The 23,196-nt window shown below is 67.2% G+C and carries 22 protein-coding genes; 10 read left to right on the top strand and 12 right to left on the bottom strand.

All coding sequences use genetic code 11. The features are described 5' to 3' along the window. Position 1: 1 nt before the first annotated feature. The 8 genes from infA to ACFHPP_RS08245 form a co-directional block, all read right to left on the bottom strand. The gene (gene infA, locus ACFHPP_RS08280) at positions 2–220 is read right to left on the bottom strand and encodes a translation initiation factor IF-1 (RefSeq protein ID WP_217379027.1); all 219 of its coding nucleotides are present in this window, start codon (positions 218–220) and stop codon (positions 2–4) included. 118 nt (positions 221–338) lie between these two features. Beyond that, positions 339–1,646: a histidinol dehydrogenase gene (hisD, locus tag ACFHPP_RS08275; protein ID WP_437162795.1), complete on the bottom strand. Its 1,308-nt coding sequence runs from the start codon at positions 1,644–1,646 to the stop codon at positions 339–341. Beyond that, positions 1,643–2,356, bottom strand: a complete 714-nt coding sequence (hisG, locus tag ACFHPP_RS08270) for an ATP phosphoribosyltransferase (protein ID WP_437162794.1) — start codon at positions 2,354–2,356, stop codon at positions 1,643–1,645. The genes hisD and hisG overlap by 4 nt, the downstream gene beginning before the upstream one ends. 132 nt (positions 2,357–2,488) lie before the next feature. Beyond that, positions 2,489–3,289, bottom strand: coding sequence for an NAD kinase (locus ACFHPP_RS08265; RefSeq protein ID WP_437162793.1), 801 nt, complete (start codon positions 3,287–3,289; stop codon positions 2,489–2,491). Between the two features lie 128 nt (positions 3,290–3,417). Next, positions 3,418–3,807, bottom strand: coding sequence for a hypothetical protein (locus ACFHPP_RS08260; protein ID WP_437162792.1), 390 nt, complete (start codon positions 3,805–3,807; stop codon positions 3,418–3,420). Continuing rightward, positions 3,807–4,799: a GTP 3',8-cyclase MoaA gene (moaA, locus tag ACFHPP_RS08255; protein ID WP_437162791.1), complete on the bottom strand. Its 993-nt coding sequence runs from the start codon at positions 4,797–4,799 to the stop codon at positions 3,807–3,809. Before moaA ends, ACFHPP_RS08260 begins: the two co-directional genes overlap by 1 nt. Positions 4,800–4,902: 103 nt before the next feature. Then, positions 4,903–5,658, bottom strand: a complete 756-nt coding sequence (locus ACFHPP_RS08250) for a sulfite exporter TauE/SafE family protein (protein WP_437162790.1) — start codon at positions 5,656–5,658, stop codon at positions 4,903–4,905. Beyond that, positions 5,655–5,834, bottom strand: coding sequence for a DUF3553 domain-containing protein (locus ACFHPP_RS08245; RefSeq protein ID WP_437162789.1), 180 nt, complete (start codon positions 5,832–5,834; stop codon positions 5,655–5,657). The genes ACFHPP_RS08250 and ACFHPP_RS08245 overlap by 4 nt, the downstream gene beginning before the upstream one ends. A 158-nt stretch (positions 5,835–5,992) precedes the next feature. Between ACFHPP_RS08245 and ACFHPP_RS08240 the strand changes: the two genes are divergently transcribed. From ACFHPP_RS08240 to ACFHPP_RS08215, 6 genes are all read left to right on the top strand, one after another. After that, a complete protein-coding gene (locus ACFHPP_RS08240) occupies positions 5,993–6,607 on the top strand; it encodes a histidine phosphotransferase family protein (protein ID WP_437162788.1) in 615 nt (204 codons plus the stop codon). A 91-nt stretch (positions 6,608–6,698) separates the two neighbouring features. After that, a complete protein-coding gene (locus ACFHPP_RS08235) occupies positions 6,699–9,296 on the top strand; it encodes a hybrid sensor histidine kinase/response regulator (protein WP_437162787.1) in 2,598 nt (865 codons plus the stop codon). Between the two features lie 14 nt (positions 9,297–9,310). Beyond that, the gene (locus ACFHPP_RS08230; protein ID WP_437162786.1) at positions 9,311–9,775 is read left to right on the top strand and encodes a chemotaxis protein CheW; all 465 of its coding nucleotides are present in this window, start codon (positions 9,311–9,313) and stop codon (positions 9,773–9,775) included. Continuing rightward, positions 9,772–10,179, top strand: coding sequence for a response regulator (locus tag ACFHPP_RS08225; protein ID WP_437162785.1), 408 nt, complete (start codon positions 9,772–9,774; stop codon positions 10,177–10,179). The genes ACFHPP_RS08230 and ACFHPP_RS08225 overlap by 4 nt, the downstream gene beginning before the upstream one ends. Next, positions 10,176–11,252 (top strand): protein-glutamate methylesterase/protein-glutamine glutaminase, encoded by a 1,077-nt coding sequence (locus tag ACFHPP_RS08220; RefSeq protein ID WP_437162784.1) that lies wholly within the window; start codon positions 10,176–10,178, stop codon positions 11,250–11,252. The genes ACFHPP_RS08225 and ACFHPP_RS08220 overlap by 4 nt, the downstream gene beginning before the upstream one ends. Beyond that, the gene (locus ACFHPP_RS08215) at positions 11,249–12,073 is read left to right on the top strand and encodes a CheR family methyltransferase (protein WP_437162783.1); all 825 of its coding nucleotides are present in this window, start codon (positions 11,249–11,251) and stop codon (positions 12,071–12,073) included. The genes ACFHPP_RS08220 and ACFHPP_RS08215 overlap by 4 nt, the downstream gene beginning before the upstream one ends. Before the next feature lie 100 nt (positions 12,074–12,173). On the opposite strand, the gene ctrA is transcribed toward ACFHPP_RS08215, so the two are convergent. Further along, positions 12,174–12,908, bottom strand: coding sequence for a response regulator transcription factor CtrA (gene ctrA / locus ACFHPP_RS08210; protein ID WP_437162782.1), 735 nt, complete (start codon positions 12,906–12,908; stop codon positions 12,174–12,176). Between the two features lie 175 nt (positions 12,909–13,083). On the opposite strand from ctrA, the gene ACFHPP_RS08205 reads away from it, so the two are divergent. Together ACFHPP_RS08205 and ACFHPP_RS08200 are read left to right on the top strand one after the other, a co-directional pair. Further along, the gene (locus tag ACFHPP_RS08205) at positions 13,084–14,373 is read left to right on the top strand and encodes a FliI/YscN family ATPase (protein WP_437162781.1); all 1,290 of its coding nucleotides are present in this window, start codon (positions 13,084–13,086) and stop codon (positions 14,371–14,373) included. Beyond that, a complete protein-coding gene (locus ACFHPP_RS08200) occupies positions 14,360–14,770 on the top strand; it encodes a hypothetical protein (RefSeq protein ID WP_437162780.1) in 411 nt (136 codons plus the stop codon). Before ACFHPP_RS08205 ends, ACFHPP_RS08200 begins: the two co-directional genes overlap by 14 nt. Here ACFHPP_RS08200 and hppD read toward each other — a convergent pair. Then, on the bottom strand, positions 14,751–15,857 hold the full coding sequence (gene hppD, locus ACFHPP_RS08195) for a 4-hydroxyphenylpyruvate dioxygenase (RefSeq protein WP_437162779.1): 1,107 nt from the start codon (positions 15,855–15,857) through the stop codon (positions 14,751–14,753). The two genes, ACFHPP_RS08200 and hppD, sit on opposite strands and share 20 nt — an antisense overlap. A gap of 122 nt (positions 15,858–15,979) precedes the next feature. Between hppD and ACFHPP_RS08190 the strand changes: the two genes are divergently transcribed. After that, positions 15,980–16,453: an Lrp/AsnC family transcriptional regulator gene (locus tag ACFHPP_RS08190; protein ID WP_437162778.1), complete on the top strand. Its 474-nt coding sequence runs from the start codon at positions 15,980–15,982 to the stop codon at positions 16,451–16,453. On the opposite strand, the gene ACFHPP_RS08185 is transcribed toward ACFHPP_RS08190, so the two are convergent. Then, positions 16,416–17,675 carry a TIGR03862 family flavoprotein gene (locus ACFHPP_RS08185; RefSeq protein WP_437162777.1) on the bottom strand — a complete coding sequence of 420 codons (1,260 nt, stop codon included), beginning with the start codon at positions 17,673–17,675 and terminating at the stop codon, positions 16,416–16,418. The two genes, ACFHPP_RS08190 and ACFHPP_RS08185, sit on opposite strands and share 38 nt — an antisense overlap. A gap of 160 nt (positions 17,676–17,835) precedes the next feature. Between ACFHPP_RS08185 and ACFHPP_RS08180 the strand changes: the two genes are divergently transcribed. Next, positions 17,836–20,220 (top strand): xanthine dehydrogenase family protein molybdopterin-binding subunit, encoded by a 2,385-nt coding sequence (locus ACFHPP_RS08180; protein WP_437162776.1) that lies wholly within the window; start codon positions 17,836–17,838, stop codon positions 20,218–20,220. A gap of 4 nt (positions 20,221–20,224) precedes the next feature. Here the strand turns inward: ACFHPP_RS08180 and ACFHPP_RS08175 are convergent, their stop codons facing one another. Further along, positions 20,225–23,194 (bottom strand): ATP-binding cassette domain-containing protein, encoded by a 2,970-nt coding sequence (locus ACFHPP_RS08175; RefSeq protein ID WP_437162775.1) that lies wholly within the window; start codon positions 23,192–23,194, stop codon positions 20,225–20,227. Positions 23,195–23,196 lie beyond the last annotated feature (2 nt).

Here is a 23,196-nt window from a genome sequence, read left to right as displayed (position 1 = left end):
GTCACTTGAAGCGGAACGTGATCCGCCCCTTCGTCAGGTCGTACGGTGTCATCTCGACGTTCACGCGGTCGCCGGCCAGGACCCGGATGCGGTTCTTGCGCATCTTGCCGCTGGTGTGCGCCAGAACCATGTGCTCGTTGTCGAGTTTGACGCGGAACATCGCGTTCGGAAGCAGTTCCGCCACCGTGCCGCTGAACTCGATCATGTCCTCTTTCGACATGCGCATCCTTCATCGGGACCATCAGCGCGCGCCGGGCCGGTCCAAGGGACCCCTCAAGACAGGGACCCCGCACGGTCGCGCAAAGTGACACCGAAGATGAAGGTGACACGGTTGGCGGTCAAGAATGCACAGCTCCCGATTTCAGCCGCGCTTCGACGCTGAGGGCGTGCGCCTCCAGCCCCTCGGCCCGCGCGAGGGTGACGGCAGCGGGCCCGATCGCCGCCAGCGCCGCGGCATCCGCATCCACCCAGGTGGTCCGCTTGAGGAAGTCGAAGACGGAAAGGCCGGAGGCGAAGCGCGCGGTTCGTCCCGTCGGCAGGACGTGGTTCGGCCCAGCCACGTAGTCGCCCAGTGCCTCCGGGCAGTGCCGGCCGAGAAAGGCGGCGCCGGCATGCCGGATCTGCTGCATCAGGCGGCGTGGCGCCTCGACCATGATCTGCAGGTGCTCCGGTGCCAGGCGGTTGGTCAGCGTCACCGCCTCCGCCCAATCGGCAACCACCACGATCGCGCCGTGGGCGTGCCAGGATGCGCCGGCAATGGCCGCGCGCGGCAGCAGCGCCAGTTCGGCCTCGACGGCTGCCGCCACCCGCTGGCCGAAGCCGGCGTCATCGGTCACGAGGATGGACTGCGCGACCTCGTCATGCTCGGCCTGGGCGAGCAGGTCCAGTGCAACGTGCCGGGGGTCGTTGCTGCCATCGGCCAGGATCACCACCTCCGACGGGCCCGCGATGCTGTCGATGCCGACGCGGCCGAACACCTGGCGCTTGGCCTCCGCCACATAGGCGTTGCCGGGCCCGACGATGCGGTCGACCGAGGAGAGGGAGGCGGTTCCCCAGGCCATCGCAGCCACCGCCTGCGCTCCGCCGATGCGCCAGACCTCGCTGACGCCGGCCAGACGCGCCGCGGCAAGGACCAGCGGGTTCAGGATGCCATCCGGCGTCGGCACGCACATGGCAATTCGGCTCACGCCGGCGACCCGCGCCGGCAGCGCATTCATCAGGACTGAGGATGGATAGGCCGCCTTGCCGCCTGGCACATAGATCCCGACCGCATCGAGCGGTCCCCAGCGCAACCCTGTGGTGACGCCGGCCGTATCCGTCATTTCCAGGTCACGCGGCATCTGCGCGCCGTGAAAGGCTTCGATGCGGCCCGCGGCGAGTTGCAGGGCGGATCGCTGTTCGGCCGTGATGGCTGCCGCGGCGGCATCGATCTCGGCCATGCTGACGCGCAGGGCCGCGGCATCCCGTGGGGTCCAGCGATCGAAGCGGGTGGTCAGTTCGACCAGCGCTGCATCGCCGCGCTGCCGAACCTCCGCGATCACACCGGCGACCGTCGCATCGACACGGGCGGTGGTTTCGCGCGCATCGTCAAGCAGGAGGCGGAAGGCCTGTTCGAAATCAGGATCTGTAGTCTGGAGCCATTTCATCGTGCATCGACCTCGGCCATCGCGGCACGGAACCGCGCGATCCAGGCGCCGATCGCCTCGGGTTGCGTCTTCAAGGCGGTTCGGTTGACGATGAGGCGGGAGGTGACATGGGCAATGACCTCGGTCTCCACCAGGCCATTCGCGCGGAGGGTCGAGCCTGTCTGCACCAGGTCGACGATCAGGCGCGCCAGGCCGAGCGAAGGCGCCAGTTCCATGGCGCCGTTAAGGTGCACGATGTCGGCCTGCATGCCACGGGCCGCGAAATGGCGCTGGGCGATGGCCGGATATTTCGTCGCGACGGTCACCCGCGACCAGGCCGCGATGTCTTCCGGCACGGCACGCTCCGCCGGTTCGGCGACCGAGACGCGGCACCGGCCGATGCCGAGGTCGAGCGGCGCATAGATCTGATCGTAGTCGAACTCCATCAGAACGTCCGCACCGCAGACACCGATCTGCGCGGCACCGTGTGCGACGAAGGTCGCGACATCGAAGGGCCGGACGCGTACCACGTCGAGCGATGGGTGGTTGGTCTCGAACCGCAGGCGCCGGCTGTCCTCGTCGATGTAGTCCGCTGCCGGTGCGATGCCGGCGCGGGCCAGGAGGGGACCAAGCTCGGATAGGATGCGGCCCTTTGGCAGGGCCAGGACCAGGGGGCTGCCCGGGCCGGCCGGGGTCATCGGATCGACGGCAGGGGGGGTCAAGGTTTGCATGTCCGGCCTGATTGCGTGGCGGCGCGCCGCGTGGGGCGGTGCGACCGGAGCCCGGCCCGGGCGAGCGAGCGCGTCTGGCGGATCGCAGAAGGCGCGCCCGCCGTCAACCTCCTGCCGCATCCAGGGCTATGCTCAGACGGTGAACTGCTCGGCGATGATGCGCTCGGAAAGGCCGTGGTCAGGGTCGAACAGCATCGTCAGCGCCACCTGACGGTCCTCCCAGACCTCCACAAGACGGACGTCCCGAACCTCGGTGTAGTCCGCGACTGCCGCCACGGGGCGTTTTTCCGGCTCCAAAACCTCGAAGACCACCCGCGCCTCGGCGGGCAACAGGGCACCGCGCCATCGCCGTGGCCGGAAGGCGGAGATGGGGGTCAGCGGCAGCAGGTTGGCGCCAAGTGGTACGATGGGGCCATGCGCAGAAAGATTGTAGGCCGTGCTGCCGGCCGGGGTGGACACCAGGATGCCATCGCAGATCAACTCGGAAAGCCGCTGCTTTCCGTCCACCAGAATGCGGATCTTGGCGGCCTGCCGGGTCTCCCGCAGCAGGGACACCTCGTTGATCGCCAAGGCCTCGACCGGCTCGCCATTGCCGATGAAGGCGCGCATGCGCAACGGGTGGAGGGTCGCGGCCTGCGCCAGCGAAAGGCGTTCAGCCAGGCCGTCGTCGCTGAAGTCGTTCATGAGGAAGCCGACGCTGCCGCAATTCATGCCGTAGACCGGCAGGTTCCGGCCGAGCAGCCGGTGCTGCGTCTCCAGCATCAACCCGTCGCCACCGAGCGCCACCACGACCTGCGCGTCATCCAATGGCGCATTGCCATGGCGCGCCACCAGCGCCGCCATGGCCGTGGCAGCCTGATCGGTCGGTGCTGCGATGATGGCGATGCGGCCCGCCAGCGCAACTGCCGCCGGCAGCGGGGCCAGTCCACTCATCCCCGGCAACCGCAGGGTGGGGCGCTCAACCCGTCCGCATCGTCCACATCAGCGTACATCTGCAGTCCCATCCCACCGACCCATCAAGCCTCGCCCGCTTCGACGAAACAAGACAGGGAGCCCGCGCATTATCTGGGTGACCGTGGCCAGTCCAACCGGGGCTCGGATCGCCGCGACCTGCTGCTGTCATCCGGCCAGGCTGCCGGGGGCGGTATCGGGGGGTGCAGGCGCGGCGACTCAAGCGACGGCTTGGCCGCCTGTGGGGGCTCTGCCCAGTCGTCCTCGATCGGAGCACGCCGACGGCCGGGCTCCGGCATCCTGGCGGTCAGGCTGCGGATTTCGGTCTGGATCTCATCGAGTTGAGCCTCGATCGCCTCAAGCCGTCCCTTCAGGCCGAAGACGCTGAACGGCATCAGTAGATAGGCCAGGGCGACCAGGGCCAGGACCACGAGAACGACCAGGCCGACCCAGTCGGGCAGACCGGGGATGACCAGGGCGCCGGCCAATTGCTGCAGCATCAGCCGCCCGTGACGCTCATGTGGCGTGCAACGGCGGGTCGGTTTCGGACGCGGTCGATGACGAAGTCATGCCCCTTCGGCTTGCGCGAAATGGCCTTAAGGATCGCCTGCTGCAGCCCATCGCCGTCCAGGCCCTGGTTTCGCAACGGGCCGCGCAGGTCGGCCGAGTCTTCCTGACCGAGGCACATGTACAGGGTACCGGTGCAGGTCACGCGAACTCGGTTGCAGCTTTCGCAGAAATTATGCGTCAGTGGCGTGATGAACCCAATGCGGCCGCCGGTTTCAGCAACCGTAAAATAACGCGCCGGCCCGCCGGTCGTGTAGTCGCTTTCCTGCAGGGTCCATCGTTCCCGCAGCTTCGATCGAACGGTCGAGAGCGGCAGGTATTGATCGTTGCGATCGCCGGTGATTTCCCCGAGTGGCATGGTTTCGATCAAGCAGAGGTCGAAGCCATGTTCGCCGCACCAGGCGATCATTTTGTCAAACTCGTCCTCGTTCACACCCTTCATCGCGACCGCATTGATCTTCACCGCGAGGCCCGCGGCCTTGGCAGCGAAAATTCCATCCAGGGTCGGCTCAATCTTGCCCCATCGGGTGACGGCCGCAAACATGGCGGGATCGAGCGTATCGAGGCTGACATTGATGCGACGAACCCCGGCGGCGTGGAGATCCTCGGCCATCCGCACCAACTGGGTGCCGTTCGTGGTCAGGGTCAATTCACTCAACCCGCCGGCGCCAATACGTGCCCCCAGGCTGCGGACCAAGCTAAGAACATTCTTGCGCACCAGCGGCTCTCCGCCGGTCAGGCGGATCCGGTCCACGCCCAGCCCGATGAAGGCGCCGCACAGGCGGTCCAGCTCCTCGAGCGTCAGGATTTCGGCCTTCGGCAGGAAGGTCATGTCCTCCGCCATGCAATAAACGCAGCGGAGGTCGCAGCGGTCGGTGACGGAGACGCGGAGGTAGCTGATCCTGCGGCCAAACGGGTCGATCATCTAAAGGGTTCCCGCCTACGTCGACAAATGGGAAGCAGTCGTCCATTTGGTCCGCCCCCCCGGCAGGATGCAAGCCCTCGGCCAGCACTGCGCGCAAGCCGGGTCAGGCCAGTAGGGCCGCGAGGCCTGTTGAGACAAGGAACAGCAGGGCTGCGCGGCGGTACCAGTGCTGTGGAACGATATGAAACAGCCTTGCCCCGATCGGGACACATAGCATCAGGACCGGCAGCAGCAGTAGGGACTTCGCCAAGACCGCCCAGCTCATCAGCCCGCCCATGGCCGGCGGGATGACGGAGATCACGGAAATCGTGCCGAAGAAAAGAATGAGGTTGGCCCGATGTTGCCGCACCGCCTCGGGCCCCGCCAGCAGGTAGAGGATGACCGGCGGGCCGCTCATGCCTGTCGCACCCTTGAGAAGCCCGGCGGCTGTGCCCACGGCGATGTTCAGCGGCAGCGGGCGCGACCCCGAGTACCGCCATCCAGACATGAGGAGCAGGCCAAAGACCAGCACGAAGCCGCCAATGCAGCGCCGCAGCAGGTCTTGATCCGCACTGATCAGGATGAAGGCGCCAAGCGGAGTGGCCAAGGCTGCCGCTCCGCCAATCGGCAGGATCACCCGCCGATTCGCCTCGGACAGGGCGCGCGGAACCAGTTGCAGGGAAACGACGAGCTCCATCAGCAGCATGACCGGAACGCCGATGCGCGGCCCCCAGAGCACAGAGTAGGCGGGTGCGAGAAGTACGGCGGTGCCGAAGCCGGAATAGCCTCGCATGAGTCCGGCAACGGCCGTTGCCAACAACGCGGCGTAGATCGGCCACTCGGCAAGCAGGCCCAGCATCTCGTGTGGAAGGTCGGTCAATCTGACTCTGGGGGAAGCAGGATCAACGCGACGCGGTCGCTCCGGATCAGGACCTTGCCGGCTTCGGCGAAATTGACGGTCACCCGGTCGCCTGCCACCGATTGCACCTGCCCAACCCCCCAGTCCGGCTGGTCAGGATGGCGCACGCGCAGCCCGGGATGCAGTTCGGTCGACACGGGATGACCCTAGCCGCCCCAGCCCTGGTCCGGCCAGTCGGCCTGCAGCGTTAAAGCCGATTTGCCTCCCGAAATATGCAATCTGGCAAGATGGTTACGGTAAAGCCAGACTTGCCCGCGGCGGCCGCTGTGGCCTGCCGTGCGCTGCGGAGGATTGAATGCTGCCCGACAAACTCGCCCTGGCCCAGGCCGTGTGCACCAGACTCTGCCATGACCTCGGTGGGGCCGCCGGGGCCTTGGCTGGGGCGCTCGACCTGCTGGATGGGCCGGGCGACGACGCCATGGATGTCGCGCGCGACGCATCACGGATCATGGATCGTCGCATCCGGTTCTACCGTGCCGCCGTCGGTGCCGGCTGCGGCGATTGCCGCCTGGAAGAAATCGCGCAGATGACGGAAGGCCTGACCCTTGGTCGGAAGGCGGAGATCGACCTGACGGATCTTGAGCCCACGGCGGTGTTCCCGGCGCATCTGACCCAGGCGCTGATGCTGGGCGCCTGGGCCGCGGTGGATGCGCTGCCCCGTGGCGGGGTTGTCCGCCTGGGTGGCGACCTTCGTGATGGCTTTTCGATTTGGCCGGATGGTGCCGGCGCCGCCTGGCAGCCTGGCCTGGCCGCGGGATTGGCCGGCGGCGAGGTGCCGATCAACGCACGCAGTGTTGCGGTGCCGCTGCTTCTGGCCGTCTCCGCCAACGCAGGCATCAGGCTCGATCTGCTTCTTGGAGGCGGTGGTGGAGCCTCGCCGCTGCTGTTCACGCTGCAGACCCGCAACTGAGCATTGGCGGGTGGGATGATCCCATGGCTGTTTACGGAATATTCGGCGCGTTGGGCCATGTTCAGGGCAAGCCAAGGCGCCGGAGCCCCGAATGGACGACTTGCTCGCTGATTTCCTGACAGAGACGCATGAAGGCCTTGTGGCGCTCGATGTCGCGCTACTGAGGCTGGAGAAATCGCCCCAGGATAAGCCGACCCTGTCGGAGATCTTCAGGCTCGTCCACACGATCAAGGGAACCTGTGGATTTCTGGGACTGTCGCGGCTCGAGAGGGTCGCGCATGCCGCGGAGAATATCCTGGGGCTGTACCGCGATGGCGCCATGAACGTCACGCCGGGTGGCGTGACGCTGGTCCTTGGCGCTCTCGACCGCATCAAGGACATCGTCGGCGCTCTCGAGCGTGGCGGCACTGAGCCTGCAGGTGACGACGCGGAACTGATTTCCAAGCTGGATGACCTGGCCAATGGGCAGGCTGGCGAAGCCGCGGATGCGCTGCCGGGCGGATATCAAGCTGAGACCGACACCAAGGCCAGGTCTGTGTCGGTGCCGACCGCGCAGTCGGCACCGGCGCCGCCGAGGCCTGCGCGGCTGGAGACGAGCGCGGAGCCGGCTGCGGAGGAACTGGTGGCGGGCCACACTCCGCCGCAAAGCATCCGCGTTTCTGTCGACGTTCTGGAAGACCTCATGATGCTGGTCAGCGAGTTGGTGCTGACCCGCAATCAGCTCATGCAGTTGTCGCGGGCCCGCAGCGACGGCGCCTACAGCGTCCCGCTCCAGCGCCTTTCGCACATCACCTTCGATCTTCAGGACGGGGTGATGAAGACCCGGATGCAGCCGATCGGGAATGCCTGGGCGAAGATGCCGCGGCTGGTCCGCGACCTTTCGCTGGAGTTGGGCAAGAAGATCGACCTCGAGATGCGGGGGGCGGACACTGAGCTTGATCGACAGGTCCTTGAGCTCATCAAGGACCCGCTGACGCACATGGTGCGCAACAGTGGGGACCACGGACTTGAGGGTCCGGAGGACAGGCGGCGCGCAGGGAAGTCCGAGACGGGCCGCATCATGCTGAACGCCTTCCACGAGGGTGGACACATCCTTATCGAGATTTCCGACGATGGGCGTGGGCTGAGCACGGAACGGATCCGCCAGAAGGCAATCTCGCAAGGCCTTGCAAGCGAGGCGGAAGTCAGCGGCATGAGCGATGGCGAGGTTCATCGGTTCATTTTCCGTGCCGGCTTCTCCACGGCCGCCGCCGTCACCGCAGTCTCCGGTCGGGGTGTCGGCATGGATGTGGTGAAGACCAACGTAGAGCGCATCGGCGGCACGATCGATGTGACCTCGACCGAAGGGCGCGGCACCGGCTTCACCATCAAGATCCCGCTGACACTCGCGATCGTCTCGGCGCTTATCGTGGAGGTTGCTGGCGAACGCTTCGCGATCCCGCAGATCGGTGTTCTGGAGCTGGTCCGCGTCGGCGGTGGATCCAGCACGCGTGTCGAACGCATCAAGGACGCACCCGTACTGCGCCTGCGCGACCGTCTGCTGCCTTTGGTCTCGCTTGGCCGTGTGCTTGGCCTGGACGAGGAGGGTGCAGCCCCGATCCGCGAGGGCGTCGACGTCGGCTTCGTGGTCGTCACGCAGGTCGGCGCGAATGTCTTCGGCATCATCGTCGACCGTCTGTTCGACACGGAGGAAATTGTCGTCAAGCCGGTCGCGCCGATCCTGCGGCACATCGGCATGTTCTCGGGCAACACCATCCTTGGCGACGGCAGCGTGATCATGATCCTCGACCCCAACGGCATCGCCCGCGTCACCGGGGTCGTTGCAGATGGTGCGAGCCCACGGACCGAGGACAGCAAGGTGGCAAGCGGCGTGCGATCCGGTGAAACGACCGCGTTGCTGCTGTTCCGTGCGGGCGATGAGACGCCGAAGGCAGTTCCCCTGGGGCTTATCGCCCGTCTCGACGATATTCCCGTGGAGCAGATCGAGAACTCGGGCGGGATGCCTGTGGTGCAGTACCGTGGGCAGTTGATGCCACTGCTGTCGATGTCGGGCGGCTTCGCGCGGGGGGAGGGTGAGCGGACCCGGCAGACAGTGCTGGTTTTCAGCGAAGGTGATCGCAGCCTCGGCATCATGGTGGATGCCATCCTCGATGTGGTGGACGAAGCGCTCAGCGTACAGGCAGGCCAAGGCCGGCCTGGCTTTCTCGGGTCTGCCGTCGTGGCCGGCAAGGTCACCGAGGTCATCGACACGGCCTGGTGGCTTCGCCAAGGTGGCGGAGACTGGTTCCGGCCTGCCATCAGCGCCCCAATGGCGCGGCGCCTGCTGCTGGTGGAAGACAGCGTGTTCTTCCGGGAACTCGTGGTCCCGGCACTCGCCGCCGATGGGTATGAAGTGGTCGCGGTGGAGGGTCCGGCGCAGGCGCTGCGGTTGCGTGAGCGGGGTGAGACCTTCGACGCCATCGTGTCCGACATCGAGATGCCGGAGATCGACGGCTACGCCTTTGCCCGCGAGGTTCGCGGCGGCGGCCCTTGGCAGGATCTGCCGATGATTGCACTGACCGGCCGGGTGGAGCCGGCAGCTGTCGCGAGGGGGAGGGCGGCTGGCTTCACTGATTACATCGGCAAGTACGACCGGGAGGCCCTGCTCGCGAGCCTCTCCCAGTGTTTTGCCGTGCCCGTTACGGCCTGAAGGAGCATCCTGACGTGCGAACGCAAGCAACTCATTCGGCCATAGCTGACGCAGACCTGTTCCTCACGCTCGCGGTCGCCGGACAGGCCTGCGGCGTGCCGGTGCTTGTAGTGCGAGACGTGCTGGGGCCGCAGACCATCACCCGCATCCCGCTGGCACCGCCCGAGGTCGCAGGCAGCCTGAACCTCCGCGGGCGTATCGTCACCGCCGTAGACCTGCGGCGTCGCCTGGGATTGCCGATCCGGGAGCCGGATAGGCAGCCCATGAGCATCGTCGTGGAGATTGCTGGCGAACTCTACAGCATGCTCGCGGATTCGGTGGGCGAGGTGGTGCCGTTGCGGCAGGAAGATTCGGCCAGCAATCCGCCGACCCTCGACGCGGTGTGGCGGGATGTCTCAAGGGGGGTACATCGCCGCGACGGCCAGTTGCTGATCGTGCTGGATGTCGAGCGGGTCCTGGCCATCGGTGGCGGCCGATGAGCATGTCGGTGGATTCCTCCGAGCCGCGTCATTGCCTGGTGGTCGATGACAGCCGCGTGGTGCGGAAGGCAGCCCGACGCTTTCTTGAAGGCTTCGGGTTTACCGTGCGCGAGGCGGCGGATGGGCAGGAGGCGATGGAAGCCTGCCGTGAACTCCTGCCAGAAATCGTTCTGCTCGACTGGAACATGCCTGTCATGGACGGGCTGACCTTTCTCAAGGCCGCACGCGCCGAATTCGATGCAGACCACCCGGTGATCGTGTTGTGTACGACGGAGATCGGCCTTGATCGCATCGTGACTGCCCTTGAGGCGGGCGCGCAGGAATATGTGATGAAGCCGTTCGATGCGCAGATTCTTGGCAGCAAGCTGGAGCAACTCGGACTGATCAGGACCGAGGCAGCGTGAGTACTGCGGGCCTGGTGCGCGTGCTGCTTTGCGACGACAGTCCTGCCGCGCGAAGTGTTATTTCAAGGATGTTGTCCAGCGACCCGGAGATCCGTGTCGTTGGAAAGGCCGCCGATGGAACCGAGGCATTGGCGCAGCTGACGGCATTCGCGGAGGCGGACCGGCCCCAGGTGGTGCTGCTCGATCTGGAGATGCCGCGCATGGATGGGATGACGGCACTTCCCCTGCTGCTGAAGGCCGTACCCGGCACGGCGATCATTGTCGCCAGCGCACTGAGCCAGCGTGGTGCGGTCGCCACCATGACGGCGCTGCGCGCCGGAGCGGTCGACTACATTCCCAAGCCCTCTGCGGCTGCAGGCGGCATGAGTGGTGGCCAGTTCCAAGCCGAGCTGGTGGCGAAGGTGAAGGGCTGGGCGCGCATGCGGCGCCCTTCATCGCGGCCGGCCATGCCTCGTGCGGCGGCGGGATGGCTCGGCACGGCCATGCCAAGGCCCAGGGCCATTGCCATCGGATCCTCAACGGGTGGGCCGCAAGCACTTGCAGCCCTGGTGGCGCGGCTCGATCGGCCGCTTGGCGCGCCTGTCATCATCGTTCAGCACATGCCGGTGGGCTTCACCACCCTGCTTGCCGACCACCTGAACCGAATCGGGACCCTGCCGTGCTGCGAGGTGGGGGAGGGCCAGAGTCTTTTGCCAGGACGCCTGTATCTCGCGCCTGGCGACCGGCACCTGATCGTCCGAGAAGTGGCTGGCGGCCTGGTCGCCCATCTCGGCGATGGCGCCCCTAAGAACTTTTGCAGACCGGCGGTTGATCCGCTGCTTCGCAGTCTGGTCGCGACCTGCCAGGGACGGCTGCTGGTGGCCATACTGACCGGCATGGGGAGTGACGGACTCGCGGGGTGCCGTGCCGTGAGCAGGGCAGGCGGGGTCGTGCTGGCTCAGGACGAGGCCAGTTCCGTTGTCTGGGGTATGCCCGGAGCGGTCGCCCGAGCTGGCTTGGCCAACGCGATCCTCACCGTTGACGACATAGCGGCCCGTATCGTCGCGGCCTGCGCAGATGGAAAACGTACATGACCAACGATGACTTCGCCGCAATTGCCGGCGTTGTGCGCCGGCGGTCAGGGATCGTACTGACCAGCGATAAGGCCTACCTGCTGGAAACGCGGCTCGGCCCCGTTCTGACGAAGTTCGCCCTCGTGTCGCTTGCGGCGCTCGGTCAACGACTGCGGCATCAGACGGAGGAGGCGCTTGAGCGATCCGTGGTGGAGGCGCTGACGACCCACGAATCCTCGTTCTTCCGCGACGGCAAGCCCTTCGATCATCTTGCGCGAAACCTGCCCAGACTTCTGGCGAGCCGCACACCGGGGAAGCCGCTGCGGATTTGGTCGGCAGCCTGCTCTACGGGACAGGAACCGTACTCGATTGCAATGCTGGTCGCCGATGCGGTGGCGGGTCGGATGGACAGCCGGGTCGAGATCCTGGCAACGGACATTTCCGCGGAGATCCTGCAGAAAGCGCGCCAAGGAGTATTCACCCAGTTCGAAGTTCAGCGCGGCCTGCCCATCCGGTCTCTTGTCAAGTATTTTCGGCAGGATGGAACCAAGTGGAAGATTCTGCCGGAAATTGCCAGCCTCGTGCGGTTCGAAGAGCGGAACCTGCTTAAGGATTTTTCTGGAGTTGGTCAGTTCGAAGGCATATTCTGCCGGAACGTACTCATCTACTTCGACGCAGCGACAAAAGCTTGCGTTTTGGAGGCACTGGCGCGGCGGTTGGCTCCAAACGGGGTGCTGTATCTTGGCGGCGCGGAAACGGTATTGGGATTGACCGAAAAGCTGGTGCCGGTTCAGGGGGAACGCGGCGCCTACGCTGTCGCAGCACAGCGCGCTGCGGCCTAGATCGGCTTGATGATTGGACACCCGCTGGAAAGCGTCCGATTACGACCCGCTTTCCTGTCGGTGGTCCGATGAGTGGACTGGCAGGGCGGAGGTGCCAGGCTCAGGCGGCGGCGTTGGCTGGCCCACCCCGGCCGTCGGAACCCGGGCTGACGCGGAGGCCTCCGTTTGGTTCGCGGAGCACATAGCCCCGTCCCCATACGGTTCCAATCAACTCGGCGGCGCCAGCACTTGCGAGCTTCTTGCGGAGTTTGCAGATGAAAACGTCGATAATCTTGACCTCGGGCTCATCCATCCCGCCGTAGAGATGATTCAGAAAGGCCTCCTTGGTCAGCACGATTCCCTTGCGCAGGGTCAGGAGTTCCAGGACCGCATATTCCTTGCCCGTCAGATGTACGGCTCGCCCATCTACCAGAACCTCTCGCGACCCCAGGTTCAGCGTCAGTGGCCCAACGGACAGGGTCGGCTGGCTGAAGCCCTTGGCGCGTCGGACAATCGCTTGGATGCGCGCAACCAGTTCCTGCTGGTCGAAGGGCTTCGTGATGCAGTCATCAGCCCCCATCCCGAAGCCCCGCACCTTCGCCTGCGGCCTGGTCAAACCCGACAGGATCAGGACCGGAGTCTCCAGCCTGGCTGCGCGCAGCCGCCTGACGACTTCATACCCCTCCATATCGGGCAGCATCAGGTCGAGGACGACGATGTCGTAGTCGTAGAGGCGCGCCAGTTCGAGCGCCTCCTCACCTGTATCGGCCGTGTCGACGATCATCGTCGCCGCCTTCAGCGCAAGCGCAACGCCTCGCGCCACAATTGTATCGTCTTCAACCAAAAGGACACGCATGGGAGGCCTCCGCACACCTGATGCGTGTGACGATACCACCTGGACGCGAACTGTGAAGAGCTTATTCATTGAAAAAATGCATCCTCATCCAGAGCAATCTGTTTAAGTAGAAAATCATATTTTTCGGGACCCACGAGTGCAGGCTTGGCGCTTTGCTGCTGGCACGTTGCGAACGATGTCCCGCTTTCGGCGGCGAGGTCGCGTCAGCAGCGCGGACCTGCTGAGCGTCCAGGTCAGTGGTTTCCGGCCGCCCTGTGCCATCGGGGATCGTCTCCGTGTCGGGACGGCGCATGACGCCGGGGTCCTGGCGGAGATCGTCTCGGTCAGCCAATCCTGCGCCCGCGCCGTGATGTTCGGGGAAACTGACCGCGTTGCGGAGGGGAACGGAGCCTGGCTTGATGATCGGACCGGTCTTCTCATAGGGCCTGGCTGGCGGGGGCGTGTGCTTGATCCTCTCGGCCGCCCGATCGACGGCCTCGGTGCCATCATTGATGTCCTGGAGCCTAGGCGAAGCCGGGCAGCCGCACCCTCGGCGGCGACGCGCCAGCGCCTCGGTCCGCCGATCAGCCTCGGCGTGCGTGTCCTCGACGCTTTTTGCACCGCGCGAGAGGGGCAGCGTCTCGGCCTGTTCGCGGCATCGGGCATCGGAAAGTCCACGCTGCTTGCAACACTCGCGCGCGCTGCCGGCTTCGACACCGTTGTGCTTGGACTCGTCGGTGAACGCGGCCGCGAATTGCGTGAATTCCTCGAGGATGACCTGGGTCCGGTTGGTCTGGCCCGTAGCGTGGTGGTGTGCGCGACCTCGGACGCGCCGGCGGCCCTGCGGCGCGAAGCCGCCTATACCAGCCTTGCGGCTGCGGAGTTCTTCCGCGACCAGGGGCAGCGCGTTCTCCTGTTGCTCGATTCTGTCACCCGCTTCGCGCTGGCCTGTCGCGAGATCGGCCTCGCCGCCGGCGAGCCACCTGCAACCCGCGGCTTCCCGCCGAGCGTCTTCCGCGAATTGCCCGCGCTGCTGGAGCGCGCCGGGCCTGGCGGTCCGGGTGCCGGCAGCATCACCGCGCTGCTGACGGTGCTCGTCGAGGGTGACGACCACGATGAGCCTATTGCCGATGCGGTCCGCGGCATTCTCGACGGGCATGTCGTGCTGGACCGGCGCATCGCCGAGGGCGGTCGCTATCCCGCCGTGGATGTGCTGCGCAGCCTCTCGAGGTCGGTACCCGGCTGTCTCACCGCCGAACAGGCACAGCTTGCAGGCCAGGCGCGCAAGGCGCTGGCGCTGCGTGACGAGATGGCGGCTCTCGTACGGCTAGGCGCCTACCGGGCCGGTACCGATGCGGACACTGACCAGGCCCTGCGCCAGGCGCCCCGGGTCGAAGCCGTGATGCATCAGGCACGAGGCGAGGTCTCGACGCTCGAGCAAGCCTTCGAGCAGTTGCGGGAGGCCCTCCTCGATGCGCCGCACTAGCCCGTTCGACGTCATGCGATTGATGCTGCGGGTCGAGATGGACCAAGCGCGGGATCAACTCGGTCAGGCGCGGCGGGCCGAGTTTCAGGCGGAGGCCGCTCAAGCCGCAGCCTTGGCAGCAGTTGCGGCGGAGCGAGGGGAAGCCTCCGCCAGCGACTTCGCACGCTGGCTTCCCGCGGCGCGGCGCCAGTTTGCAGACGCGGTCAAGTCAGAAGCCGCGGCCCGCGCCCGGCTCCTGCCGGCTCTGGAGGCCGTCGCCAAAGCCGAGATCGCCGTACAGGTTCTGGCTGCGGAAGTTGCCACCCAAGACCTGCTCAGGCGCAGGGCGCACTTGGCGAAGGATCAGCGGCTCATCGAGGAACTGCGGCCTCGGGCGATCAGCGATCCGGAGTCGTGAGCACGCCGCGTCGGATCTGGTCCAACTCGATGCTCTCGAACAATGCCTTGAAGTTACCTTCGCCGAAGCCCTGGTCGCCCTGGCGCTGGATCAACTCGAAGAAAATCGGACCGATCACGTTCCCGGTGAAGATCTGGAGCAGCCTGCCACCCTCGGGAGTCGGCGCTCCATCCATGAGGATGCGGTTGCGGCGCAGTCTCTCCAGGTCCATGCCGCCACCCGGCAGGCGCTGGGGCAGCAATTCGTAGTAGGTTTCGGGCGTGTCCAGGAACGCCACGGCGCCATGCCGCATGGCCTCCACGCTGGCGTGGATGTCGCTGGTCCCAAGTGCAACGTGCTGGATTCCCTCGCCGTGATAGGCGCGCAGGAACTCCTCGATCTGGCTCCGATCATCGGAGCTTTCGTTGATCGGGATGCGGATCTGGCCGCAGGGTGACGTCAACGCGCGTGACTTCAGCCCGGTAAGCTTGCCCTCGATATCGAAGTACCGGATCTCGCGAAAGTTGAAGAGATCGGCGTAGAACTGCCACCAGACGTCCATGCGCCCCCGATGCACGTTGTGCGTCAGGTGATCGATGACCGTCAAACCGTGGCCCGCTGGCCCTGCGTCCTTGTCGCCGATCCAGGTGAAATCAACATCGTAGATGGTGCCGCGCGGTCCGTAGCGATCGACGAAGTACAGGAGCGAGCCGCCGATGCCCTCGATCGCGGGAATATTCAACTCCATGGGCCCGACCTTCCCGGTCACGGCCTTGGCGCCCAGCGAGAGGGCGCGGCGATAGGCCTGGGCCGCGTCCGCAACCCGAAAGGCCATGGCGCAGGCGCAGGGGCCGTGCACCCTGGCGAAGGCCTGCGCGAAGCTTTCCGGCTCCGCATTGATCAGGAAGTTTACGCCACCCTGCCGCCAGAGCGTGACCGCCTTGGACCGATGGCGAGCCACGGCCACGAAGCCCATGCGGCGGAACAGATCCTCGAGGTAGGGAATGTCCGGGCCAGTGAACTCGACGAACTCGAAGCCGTCCGTGCCCATCGGGTTGGCGTCGGAGATGCGGCCCGCAAGGGCCGTGCGATCTGGCGGGATATCCATTGGCGTCCTTCGCTCCCTGAGCTTCGACTTGTGAGCCTAGGGCATCGCAGGGAACGAATTTCGCCGAATTTGGCCACGAGAGCCGCCTAGGCTATGCAGTTCGACCAAATCGGGGCTTCGGCATGGCCAAATCCACCATCAGCCTGGACGAGATGGACCGGCGTATCCTTCGTGCCCTGCAGCAGGATGGCCGCATCGCCGTCACGCTCCTGGCCGAGCAGGTGGGCCTTTCGGCGACGCCCTGCCTGCGACGCATCCGGCGGATGGAGGAAGCGGGCGTCATCGCCGGCTATGCCGCCGTGGTCGACCCGGCGCGGGTCGGCCTGCCCATCCAGGCCTTCGTGCAGGTCGCCCTGTCCTCCCATTCCGAGGAGGTCGCGAGCGGCTTCCACAAGGCGCTGGCTTCGCGGCCGGAGGTCGTGGCCGCCTATGCGATGAGCGGCGGGATGGACTACATGCTGCACGTCGTCGCCGCGGATTTCGAAGCCTATGCGGACTTCGCCCTGAAGGCGCTGCTGCGCATGCCGGGGGTGAAGGAGACGCGCAGTTCCTTCGTCCTCATGGCGCTGAAGCCGCCCGGCGCAGTGCCGGTCTGACGTCGTTCTGTTCACTGATCCAGTCGAGCGCCCCGCGGGCTGCGGCGACGCCGGTGCTGAAGCAGGCCTGCAGCAGGTATCCGCCGGTCGGCGCCTCCCAGTCCAGCATCTCGCCGCAGGCAAAGACGCTGGGCCGGGCCTTCAGCATGAAGCGCGCGTCCAATTCGGACCAGTCGAGACCGCCCGCCGACGAGATGGCGCGCGCCAGTGGCGCCGGGGCCGTGACCCTGATCGGCAGGGCCTTGACCAGGTGCGGGATTGGTCCCGCTCCACGGCGAAGGGCTTCCTGGATCAGGCCAGCTGCGACCGGTGGCAGGGACAGGGCCTTGCGGAGCCCGTTGGACAGCGACTCCGCCCGCGGCCGCGCCGCCAACCGCGCCGCCACCTCGCGCTCCGGCAGATCGGGACGGAGGTCCAGCTGGATCTCGACCGGTCCGCGTGCGGCGATCGCCTCCCGGAGTTGGGCTGAAAGCGCATAGATTGCCTGGCCCTCGATGCCGCGGAGGGTCACCCGCGCTTCACCCTTCACCCGGAGACCCTCGAACTGCAGGGCGATGCGCTTCAACGGCGCGCCATCGTGCCGCGCCTGGAAGAACCCGGACCAGTCGACCTGGAACCCCATGTTGGAGGGGGCCCAGGGGGAGACTTGCACCCCCGGCAGGGCCTGCGGCCACAGCCCGTCCGAGCCGAGCCGCGGCCAAGATGCGCCGCCGAGCGCCAGGATCGTGGCAGCTGGCGCAGGCTGCGCCGGTGCGTCGGCGAAGCGCGCGCCACCATCCTCCGCCCACCCGAGCCACCGGCTTCGTGGCTGGATGGCGACGCCCAGCGTTGACAGGCGTCCCAGCCAGGCGCGCAGCATCGGAGATGCCTTCAGCGTGGCCGGGAAGATCCGGCCGCTGCTGCCCTGGAAGGTTTCGATGCCAAGCCCCTGGCACCAGGCCATCAGCGCGGCAGGCGGGAACGCCCGGACCGCATCGAGCAGCAGCGGCGCGGCTGGGCGGTACCGCGCCAGAAACATGTCCAGCGGTTCGGAATGCGTGAGGTTGAGGCCGCCGCGCCCCGCCATCAGGAACTTGCGGCCAACCGAGGGCATCTGGTCATGAACCGTGACCGGAATGCCGGCCTGGGCCAGGATTTCCGCGGCGATCAATCCCGCCGGACCGGCGCCGACAACATCGACGCCATTTGCGGTCTGGCCGGTGGAGGGATGTATGTCGCTCATGCCCCGCCTTCTGCGGCGGATCGTCCGGAATGGCCAGAGGCGCCTGATTTGCGCGTGCGGCAGCGCGGAGCGACACTGTTGTTCATGCGGGCAGTGGCGTCGCCTCTTACCAGGCTCGCGTCGCTGCCCAGGTTGATCAAGTCAAGTCGCGAGGATCTTCATGCCCGACACCAACATGCTGGATACGACCCGCCTGAAGTTCGGCATCGGCCAGCCCGTCCCGCGCGCGGAAGACCCCGTTCTGCTGACCGGGCAGGGGCGGTACACCGATGACATCGCGCTGCCCGGCCAGGTCTGGTGCGTCATGGTGCGCAGCCCCTACGCCCATGGCGTGATCCGCGGCATCGGGACCGAGGCGGCGCGCGCCATGCCGGGCGTACTTGGCGTATGGACCGGCGCAGACCTCGTGGCCGCGGGCTATGGTCCGATGAAGTGCGGCATGCCGCTGAAGAACCGGGACGGGTCGCCGCTGCGCACCACGCTCCGCCACCCGCTGGCGACCGACAAGGTGCGCTTCGTCGGTGATCCCGTAGCCTTCGTCGTGGCCGACACGCGCGCGGAGGCCAAGGATGCGGCGGAGGCGGTCGAACTCGACATCGACATGCTTCCGGCAGTCACCGAGGCTTCGGCCGCGGCGGCGGCCGACGCACCACAGCTGTATGAGGAGATTTCCGGCAACCTCGTGCTGGATTTCCACCAGGGCGACAGCGCCAAGGTCGAGGCGGCTTTCGCCAAGGCGGCCCACGTCACCAGGCTGTCCATCCGCAACAACCGCATCGTCGTCTGCGCCATGGAACCGCGCAGCGCCATCGGCAGCTTCGAGGACGGCCGGCATGTGCTGCGCCTGGGCTGCCAGGGTGTCTTCGGCCTGCGCGCCCAGATGGCCAACGAAATCCTGAAGGTGCCGACGGAGCAGGTGCGGATCCTCACCGGGAATGTCGGCGGCAGCTTCGGCATGAAGGCCAACGCCTACCCCGAATACGCCTGCCTGCTGCACGCCGCGAAGCAGCTGGGCCGGCCGGTCAAGTGGACGGATGAGCGGACCGGCAGCTTCATGTCGGACCAGCATGGTCGCGACCATGAGGTGGCGGCGGAACTCGCACTCGACGCGCAAGGCCGGTTCCTCGCGGTCAGGCTGACATCCTTCGCCAACATGGGCGCCTACCTGTCCACCGTCGCGCCGCTGATGGGCACGGGCAATTTCTGGAAGAACGTCCAGTCCAACTACGCCACGCCGCTGATCGAGGTCTCGACCCGCTGCCTCCTGACCAACACCTCCCCCGTCTCGGCCTATCGCGGCGCGGGGCGGCCGGAGGGCAACTACTTCATGGAGCGGCTGATCGAGGCGGCGGCGCGGGAGATGGGGATCGACGCGCTGGACCTGCGCCGCCGCAACCACATCCGCCCGGACCAGTTCCCCTACGCCGCGGCATCCGGCAGCACCTATGATGGCGGCGACTTCACCGCGTTGCTGGATCGAACGCTGGAGGCGGCCGATGTGGCGGGCTTCGCCGCGCGCAAGGCAGCCAGCGCCGAGCGCGGCCTGCTGCGCGGCCTTGGCATCGGCAACTTCCTGGAATGCACGGCGCCGCCGACCAAGGAACAGGGCGGAATCCGGTTTGAGAAGGACGGCACGGTGACGATCATCACCGGCACCCTGGACTACGGGCAGGGCCACTGGAGCGCCTTCGCGCAGGTGCTGCACCAGTCCATCGGCATCCCCTTCCACCAGATCAGGCTGCTCCAGGGCGATTCGGATGAGCTGGTGGCGGGTGGCGGGACCGGCGGCTCCAAGTCCCTGATGGCCTCCGGCGCCGCGATCGTCGAAGCCGCCGACCTGGTGGTGGAGAAGGGGCGCGCGGCAGCCGCCTGGGTGTTGGAAGCAGCGGCGGGCGACATCGAGTTCGAGGCGCATCCGGACTCTGGCGAAGGGCGCTTCCTGATCGCCGGCACCGACCGCGGCATCGGCATCATGGCGCTGGCCGCCAGGCTGCGGGCGGCGCCGTCGCTGCCCGAGGGCGTGCCGGCGACGCTGGATGTCACCCATGTCTTCGACCAGGCGCCGCAGGCCTATCCGAATGGATGCCACGTCGCCGAGGTCGAGATCGACCCGGAGACCGGCATCGTCCAGGTGGATCGCTACATGTCGGTGAACGATTTCGGTGTCATCGTGAACCCGCTGCTGGTCGCAGGTCAGGCGCATGGCGGTATTGCACAGGGAATCGGCCAGGCGTTGCTGGAAAGCGTCGCCTTCGGCGAGGATGGCCAGCTCCAGACCGGCAGCTACCTCGACTACGCGCTGCCACGCGCCGGCGACATGCCGCTGATCGGCTTCGTCAGCCATCCGGTTCCGGCGACGACGAACCCGCTGGGTGCGAAGGGATGCGGTGAGGCGGGTTGCGCGGGCTCCCTGCCGGCGGTGATGAATGCCGTGGTCGATGCGCTGTCGCCGCTGGGCATCCGGCACATCGACATGCCGGCGACGCCGGAGCGGGTCTGGCAGGCGATCCAGTCTTCCCCTGGCGCCGCCCGTACGGCGGCCTGACGTTTCAAGGCGGGGGCGGCTCCGCCTTCGGTTCCGATGCGACGCGGGAGGAGGCCTGCCAGCGAGCCTCCTCCGCATATTGCCGGGCAAAGAAGCCGCCGCGGCGCTGAAGCAGCTGTTCGAAGGTCCCGCTCTCGGCGATCTTGCCCTCGTTCAGCACCAGGATCCGGTCGGCGTTGCGGATGGTCGAAAGGCGATGCGCGATGACGATGCGCGTCGCCGGCAGGTTGCGGACGGCCCGCATGGTCGCGCGCTGGGTCAGATTGTCCAGCGCACTGGTGGCTTCGTCCAGGATCAGGATGGCCGGCTTCTGCACCAGGGCACGGGCCAGCAGCAGGCGCTGGACCTGGCCACCGGACAGCACGCGGCTGGCGTCCGTCAGCATCGTCTCCAGCCCCATCGGCATGGCCCGCACATCATCAGCCAGCGCGGCCTGTTCCAGCGCCTGCCAAAGCTCCGCCTCGGTCGCGGATGACAGGCCGCGCACCGCATCCCGCAGGCTGCCGGGCGGAATCCGGCCTGATTGCAGCACGGTTGCGACCTGCTGGCGCACGACCGCAAGGTCCAGGCCGCGGATGTCCTGGCCATCCATGTAGATCGCCCCGGCACTCGGCTCCTCCATCCCCAGGAGCAGGCGCACCAGGGTGGATTTGCCGGCGCCCGAGCGGCCGACGATGGCGATGTACTCGCCCGGCTCGATGTTCAGGGACAGCCCGGCGAAGACCCAGGGCTCGGCCGCGCCGTAGCGGAAGGACAGGTTCGAAAGGGACAGGCCGCCGGAGAGCCGGCCGGGATCGACCTTGCCGGTATCGACCTCCGGCAAGGCGTCCAGCAGGGGTTGGGCAAACTTGCGCGTCGGCATGAGGAACCACAGCGCGAACAGCGTCTTCGCCAACTGTGCACCCGACGCGACCATCAGCCCGTAGGCCGCGATGAAGGTCATGACGGTGGCGAGGCTGGGCGGCGGCCGCCCCGGCTCCACCCGCTGCATCATCGCGATGACCAGGAAAGCCGCCGCGGTGGACAGGATCGCGAAGCCGGCCGCGAAGGCATCATAGGCGTTGCCGATCTGGCGGGCCGCGGTCATGCGGCGACGCATCTCGGCAAAGCGGCCGGCCCAGACTGTCTGCGCGCGCCGCTCCCCGCCCGACAGCCGCAGCTTGACCAGCCCGGCGACGATCTGGAACACCATCGCATCCGCCATGCCGGACAGGGCTTCGCCGGTGGCGAAGGCGCGCGCCTGAAGCCAGCCCGCCAGGTTGGCGGCGCCGAGTTGCAGGACCAGCATTCCAAAGGCGACCGCCGCGGCGAGCGGCTGCGAGAGCAGCATCAGAATGCCCGCGGATAGGATGGTGGCGAGTGCGCTGATGATGATGAAGCTGAAGGCCCGCAACTGCGCGGCCAGCGAAATCGCGGATTGGGCACGGCCCGCGGTCTCGCCGACCGTCTGGCGGTTCAACGTCGTCATCGGCAGGCGCATGACCCGGTCCCAGATCGCGGCATGCAGCGCCGGGCCGGCCTGTGCCTCGATCCGCTGCCGGGCAATGTCGCTGCCCAGCTTCACCACCCAGGCAACGCCCGCGACCAGGACCAGGGCGGCGCCGAGTTGGGCCAGTTCGGACAGGTGGCCGCCTGGAACCAGCAGGGAGAAGGCGATGCCCGTGCCAAGTGGCACGGCCTGCCCGAGCGCCGCGCCGATGAGCATGGTCACGAAGATCGCGGTCACATCGGAACTGCTGCCGCGCATGCCGCTGCCGACCAGGTCCAGCAGGCCGAGGGCCTTGCGTGGCAGGGGGATCAGCGGAACGCGTGCATCGCGGGCGATCTGCTGCGCCAGCCCGGGATCAAGCGCCACGCCATCTGGTCGCGCGGCGGTGTGCAGGCGATAGCCCTGGCCCTTGTGCAGCAGCCCGACCGTCTCACCGCTGGCGAGCCTGCCGAACAGGGGGCCGTGATCGTCCTGCCACCAACCCTCTGGCAGATGCGCCGGCCGCAGCCGAAGGCCTGAGGCTCGCGCCAGTTCCTCCAGGGTGGGAATGGCGTCGATGTCGGCGCGGCGGACCCGGATTGGCCGTTTCGGACGGATGCCGAGATGGCTGCAGACCACCCGGAACACCGGCATCAAGGGATCGGTGTCGCTGTCTCCCTGAGACCTGGCCGGGTTGCCCAGGATGGCCGCGAAGGCGGAGCCTTGCTCGGCGTCAGCCTCATCGTCCCGCTCGGCGCGCAGCCGAAGCCGGTTGAGCTCGTCCGCGGCGTCGAGTGCCAGCGCCGAGGACAATGCGCCCAGTGCGGCGGTGTTGAAGGCTTGCAGCCCGAGCTGCCAGTCTTCCTGCGCCACCGCATCGACCGCCTGAAGCGGCTCGATGGTGCCGCCGCTGCCGGTCAGCCAGGCTTCGGGCGGCAGGGGTACTACGCCCTGAACCGGCTCCAGCCCGAACAGCAGCCAGGTTCCGGAGGGCAGGCGCAGCCAGACCGCTGCACCGCGCGCGGCGATGGTGGCGCCGGGCGTTGCGTGGACGGCGCCGGTGGTGCCGGAGACGGCGATATCGGTGCGGGGCCGGGGCGACATCGGCCGCGCAAGTCCCTCGGCCAAGGCCCGGCACCAATTGGCGGCGGCCAGTGCCAGGCGTGGAGCCGATTCGGCGGATGCCGCCAATGCGTCCTGCTCGAGCGGCTGGAGCACCGTCTCCGGCGTGCCGACCGCGATGAGGGTTGCGCCGGTGTCGTCCGTACCGAACCCGCAGAGCAGGCTGCCGGAGGTCAGCGTGCCGATGTAGCGGCGAGGGCCTTCGGTTGCTGGCGGTCGCCCGGGGCGGGTGGCGAACAGCGTCACGGATCCGGCGAGGACCAGCCAGCGCAGTCCGGGATCATCCAGCCGCAACGGTGCGTGGGACGGCAGCGCCAGGGTCGCGACGGGCGGCTCCGGCGTGCCCGGCTGTGGCAGGGCAGACGCAGGCAGGTTGTCCGGCATGG

The sequence above is a fragment of the Falsiroseomonas sp. E2-1-a20 genome, assembly GCF_051433195.1.
GTDB lineage: Bacteria > Pseudomonadota > Alphaproteobacteria > Acetobacterales > Acetobacteraceae > Falsiroseomonas.
This window is presented reverse-complemented; position numbering and strand designations above follow the sequence as displayed.

Bases quoted from the DNA above. Each gene is read 5' to 3' on its own strand.
- infA (WP_217379027.1), bottom strand. From the start codon at position 220: ATGTCGAAAGAGGACATGATCGAGTTCAGCGGCACGGTGGCGGAACTG.
- hisD (WP_437162795.1), bottom strand. From the start codon at position 1,646: ATGAAATGGCTCCAGACTACAGATCCTGATTTCGAACAGGCCTTCCGC.
- hisG (WP_437162794.1), bottom strand. From the start codon at position 2,356: ATGCAAACCTTGACCCCCCCTGCCGTCGATCCGATGACCCCGGCCGGC.
- ACFHPP_RS08265 (WP_437162793.1), bottom strand. From the start codon at position 3,289: ATGAGTGGACTGGCCCCGCTGCCGGCGGCAGTTGCGCTGGCGGGCCGC.
- ACFHPP_RS08260 (WP_437162792.1), bottom strand. From the start codon at position 3,807: ATGCTGCAGCAATTGGCCGGCGCCCTGGTCATCCCCGGTCTGCCCGAC.
- moaA (WP_437162791.1), bottom strand. From the start codon at position 4,799: ATGATCGACCCGTTTGGCCGCAGGATCAGCTACCTCCGCGTCTCCGTC.
- ACFHPP_RS08240 (WP_437162788.1), top strand. From the start codon at position 5,993: ATGCTGCCCGACAAACTCGCCCTGGCCCAGGCCGTGTGCACCAGACTC.
- ACFHPP_RS08235 (WP_437162787.1), top strand. From the start codon at position 6,699: ATGGACGACTTGCTCGCTGATTTCCTGACAGAGACGCATGAAGGCCTT.
- ACFHPP_RS08225 (WP_437162785.1), top strand. From the start codon at position 9,772: ATGAGCATGTCGGTGGATTCCTCCGAGCCGCGTCATTGCCTGGTGGTC.
- ACFHPP_RS08215 (WP_437162783.1), top strand. From the start codon at position 11,249: ATGACCAACGATGACTTCGCCGCAATTGCCGGCGTTGTGCGCCGGCGG.
- ctrA (WP_437162782.1), bottom strand. From the start codon at position 12,908: ATGCGTGTCCTTTTGGTTGAAGACGATACAATTGTGGCGCGAGGCGTT.
- ACFHPP_RS08205 (WP_437162781.1), top strand. From the start codon at position 13,084: ATGTCCCGCTTTCGGCGGCGAGGTCGCGTCAGCAGCGCGGACCTGCTG.
- ACFHPP_RS08200 (WP_437162780.1), top strand. From the start codon at position 14,360: ATGCGCCGCACTAGCCCGTTCGACGTCATGCGATTGATGCTGCGGGTC.
- hppD (WP_437162779.1), bottom strand. From the start codon at position 15,857: ATGGATATCCCGCCAGATCGCACGGCCCTTGCGGGCCGCATCTCCGAC.
- ACFHPP_RS08190 (WP_437162778.1), top strand. From the start codon at position 15,980: ATGGCCAAATCCACCATCAGCCTGGACGAGATGGACCGGCGTATCCTT.
- ACFHPP_RS08185 (WP_437162777.1), bottom strand. From the start codon at position 17,675: ATGAGCGACATACATCCCTCCACCGGCCAGACCGCAAATGGCGTCGAT.
- ACFHPP_RS08180 (WP_437162776.1), top strand. From the start codon at position 17,836: ATGCCCGACACCAACATGCTGGATACGACCCGCCTGAAGTTCGGCATC.
- ACFHPP_RS08175 (WP_437162775.1), bottom strand. From the start codon at position 23,194: ATGCCGGACAACCTGCCTGCGTCTGCCCTGCCACAGCCGGGCACGCCG.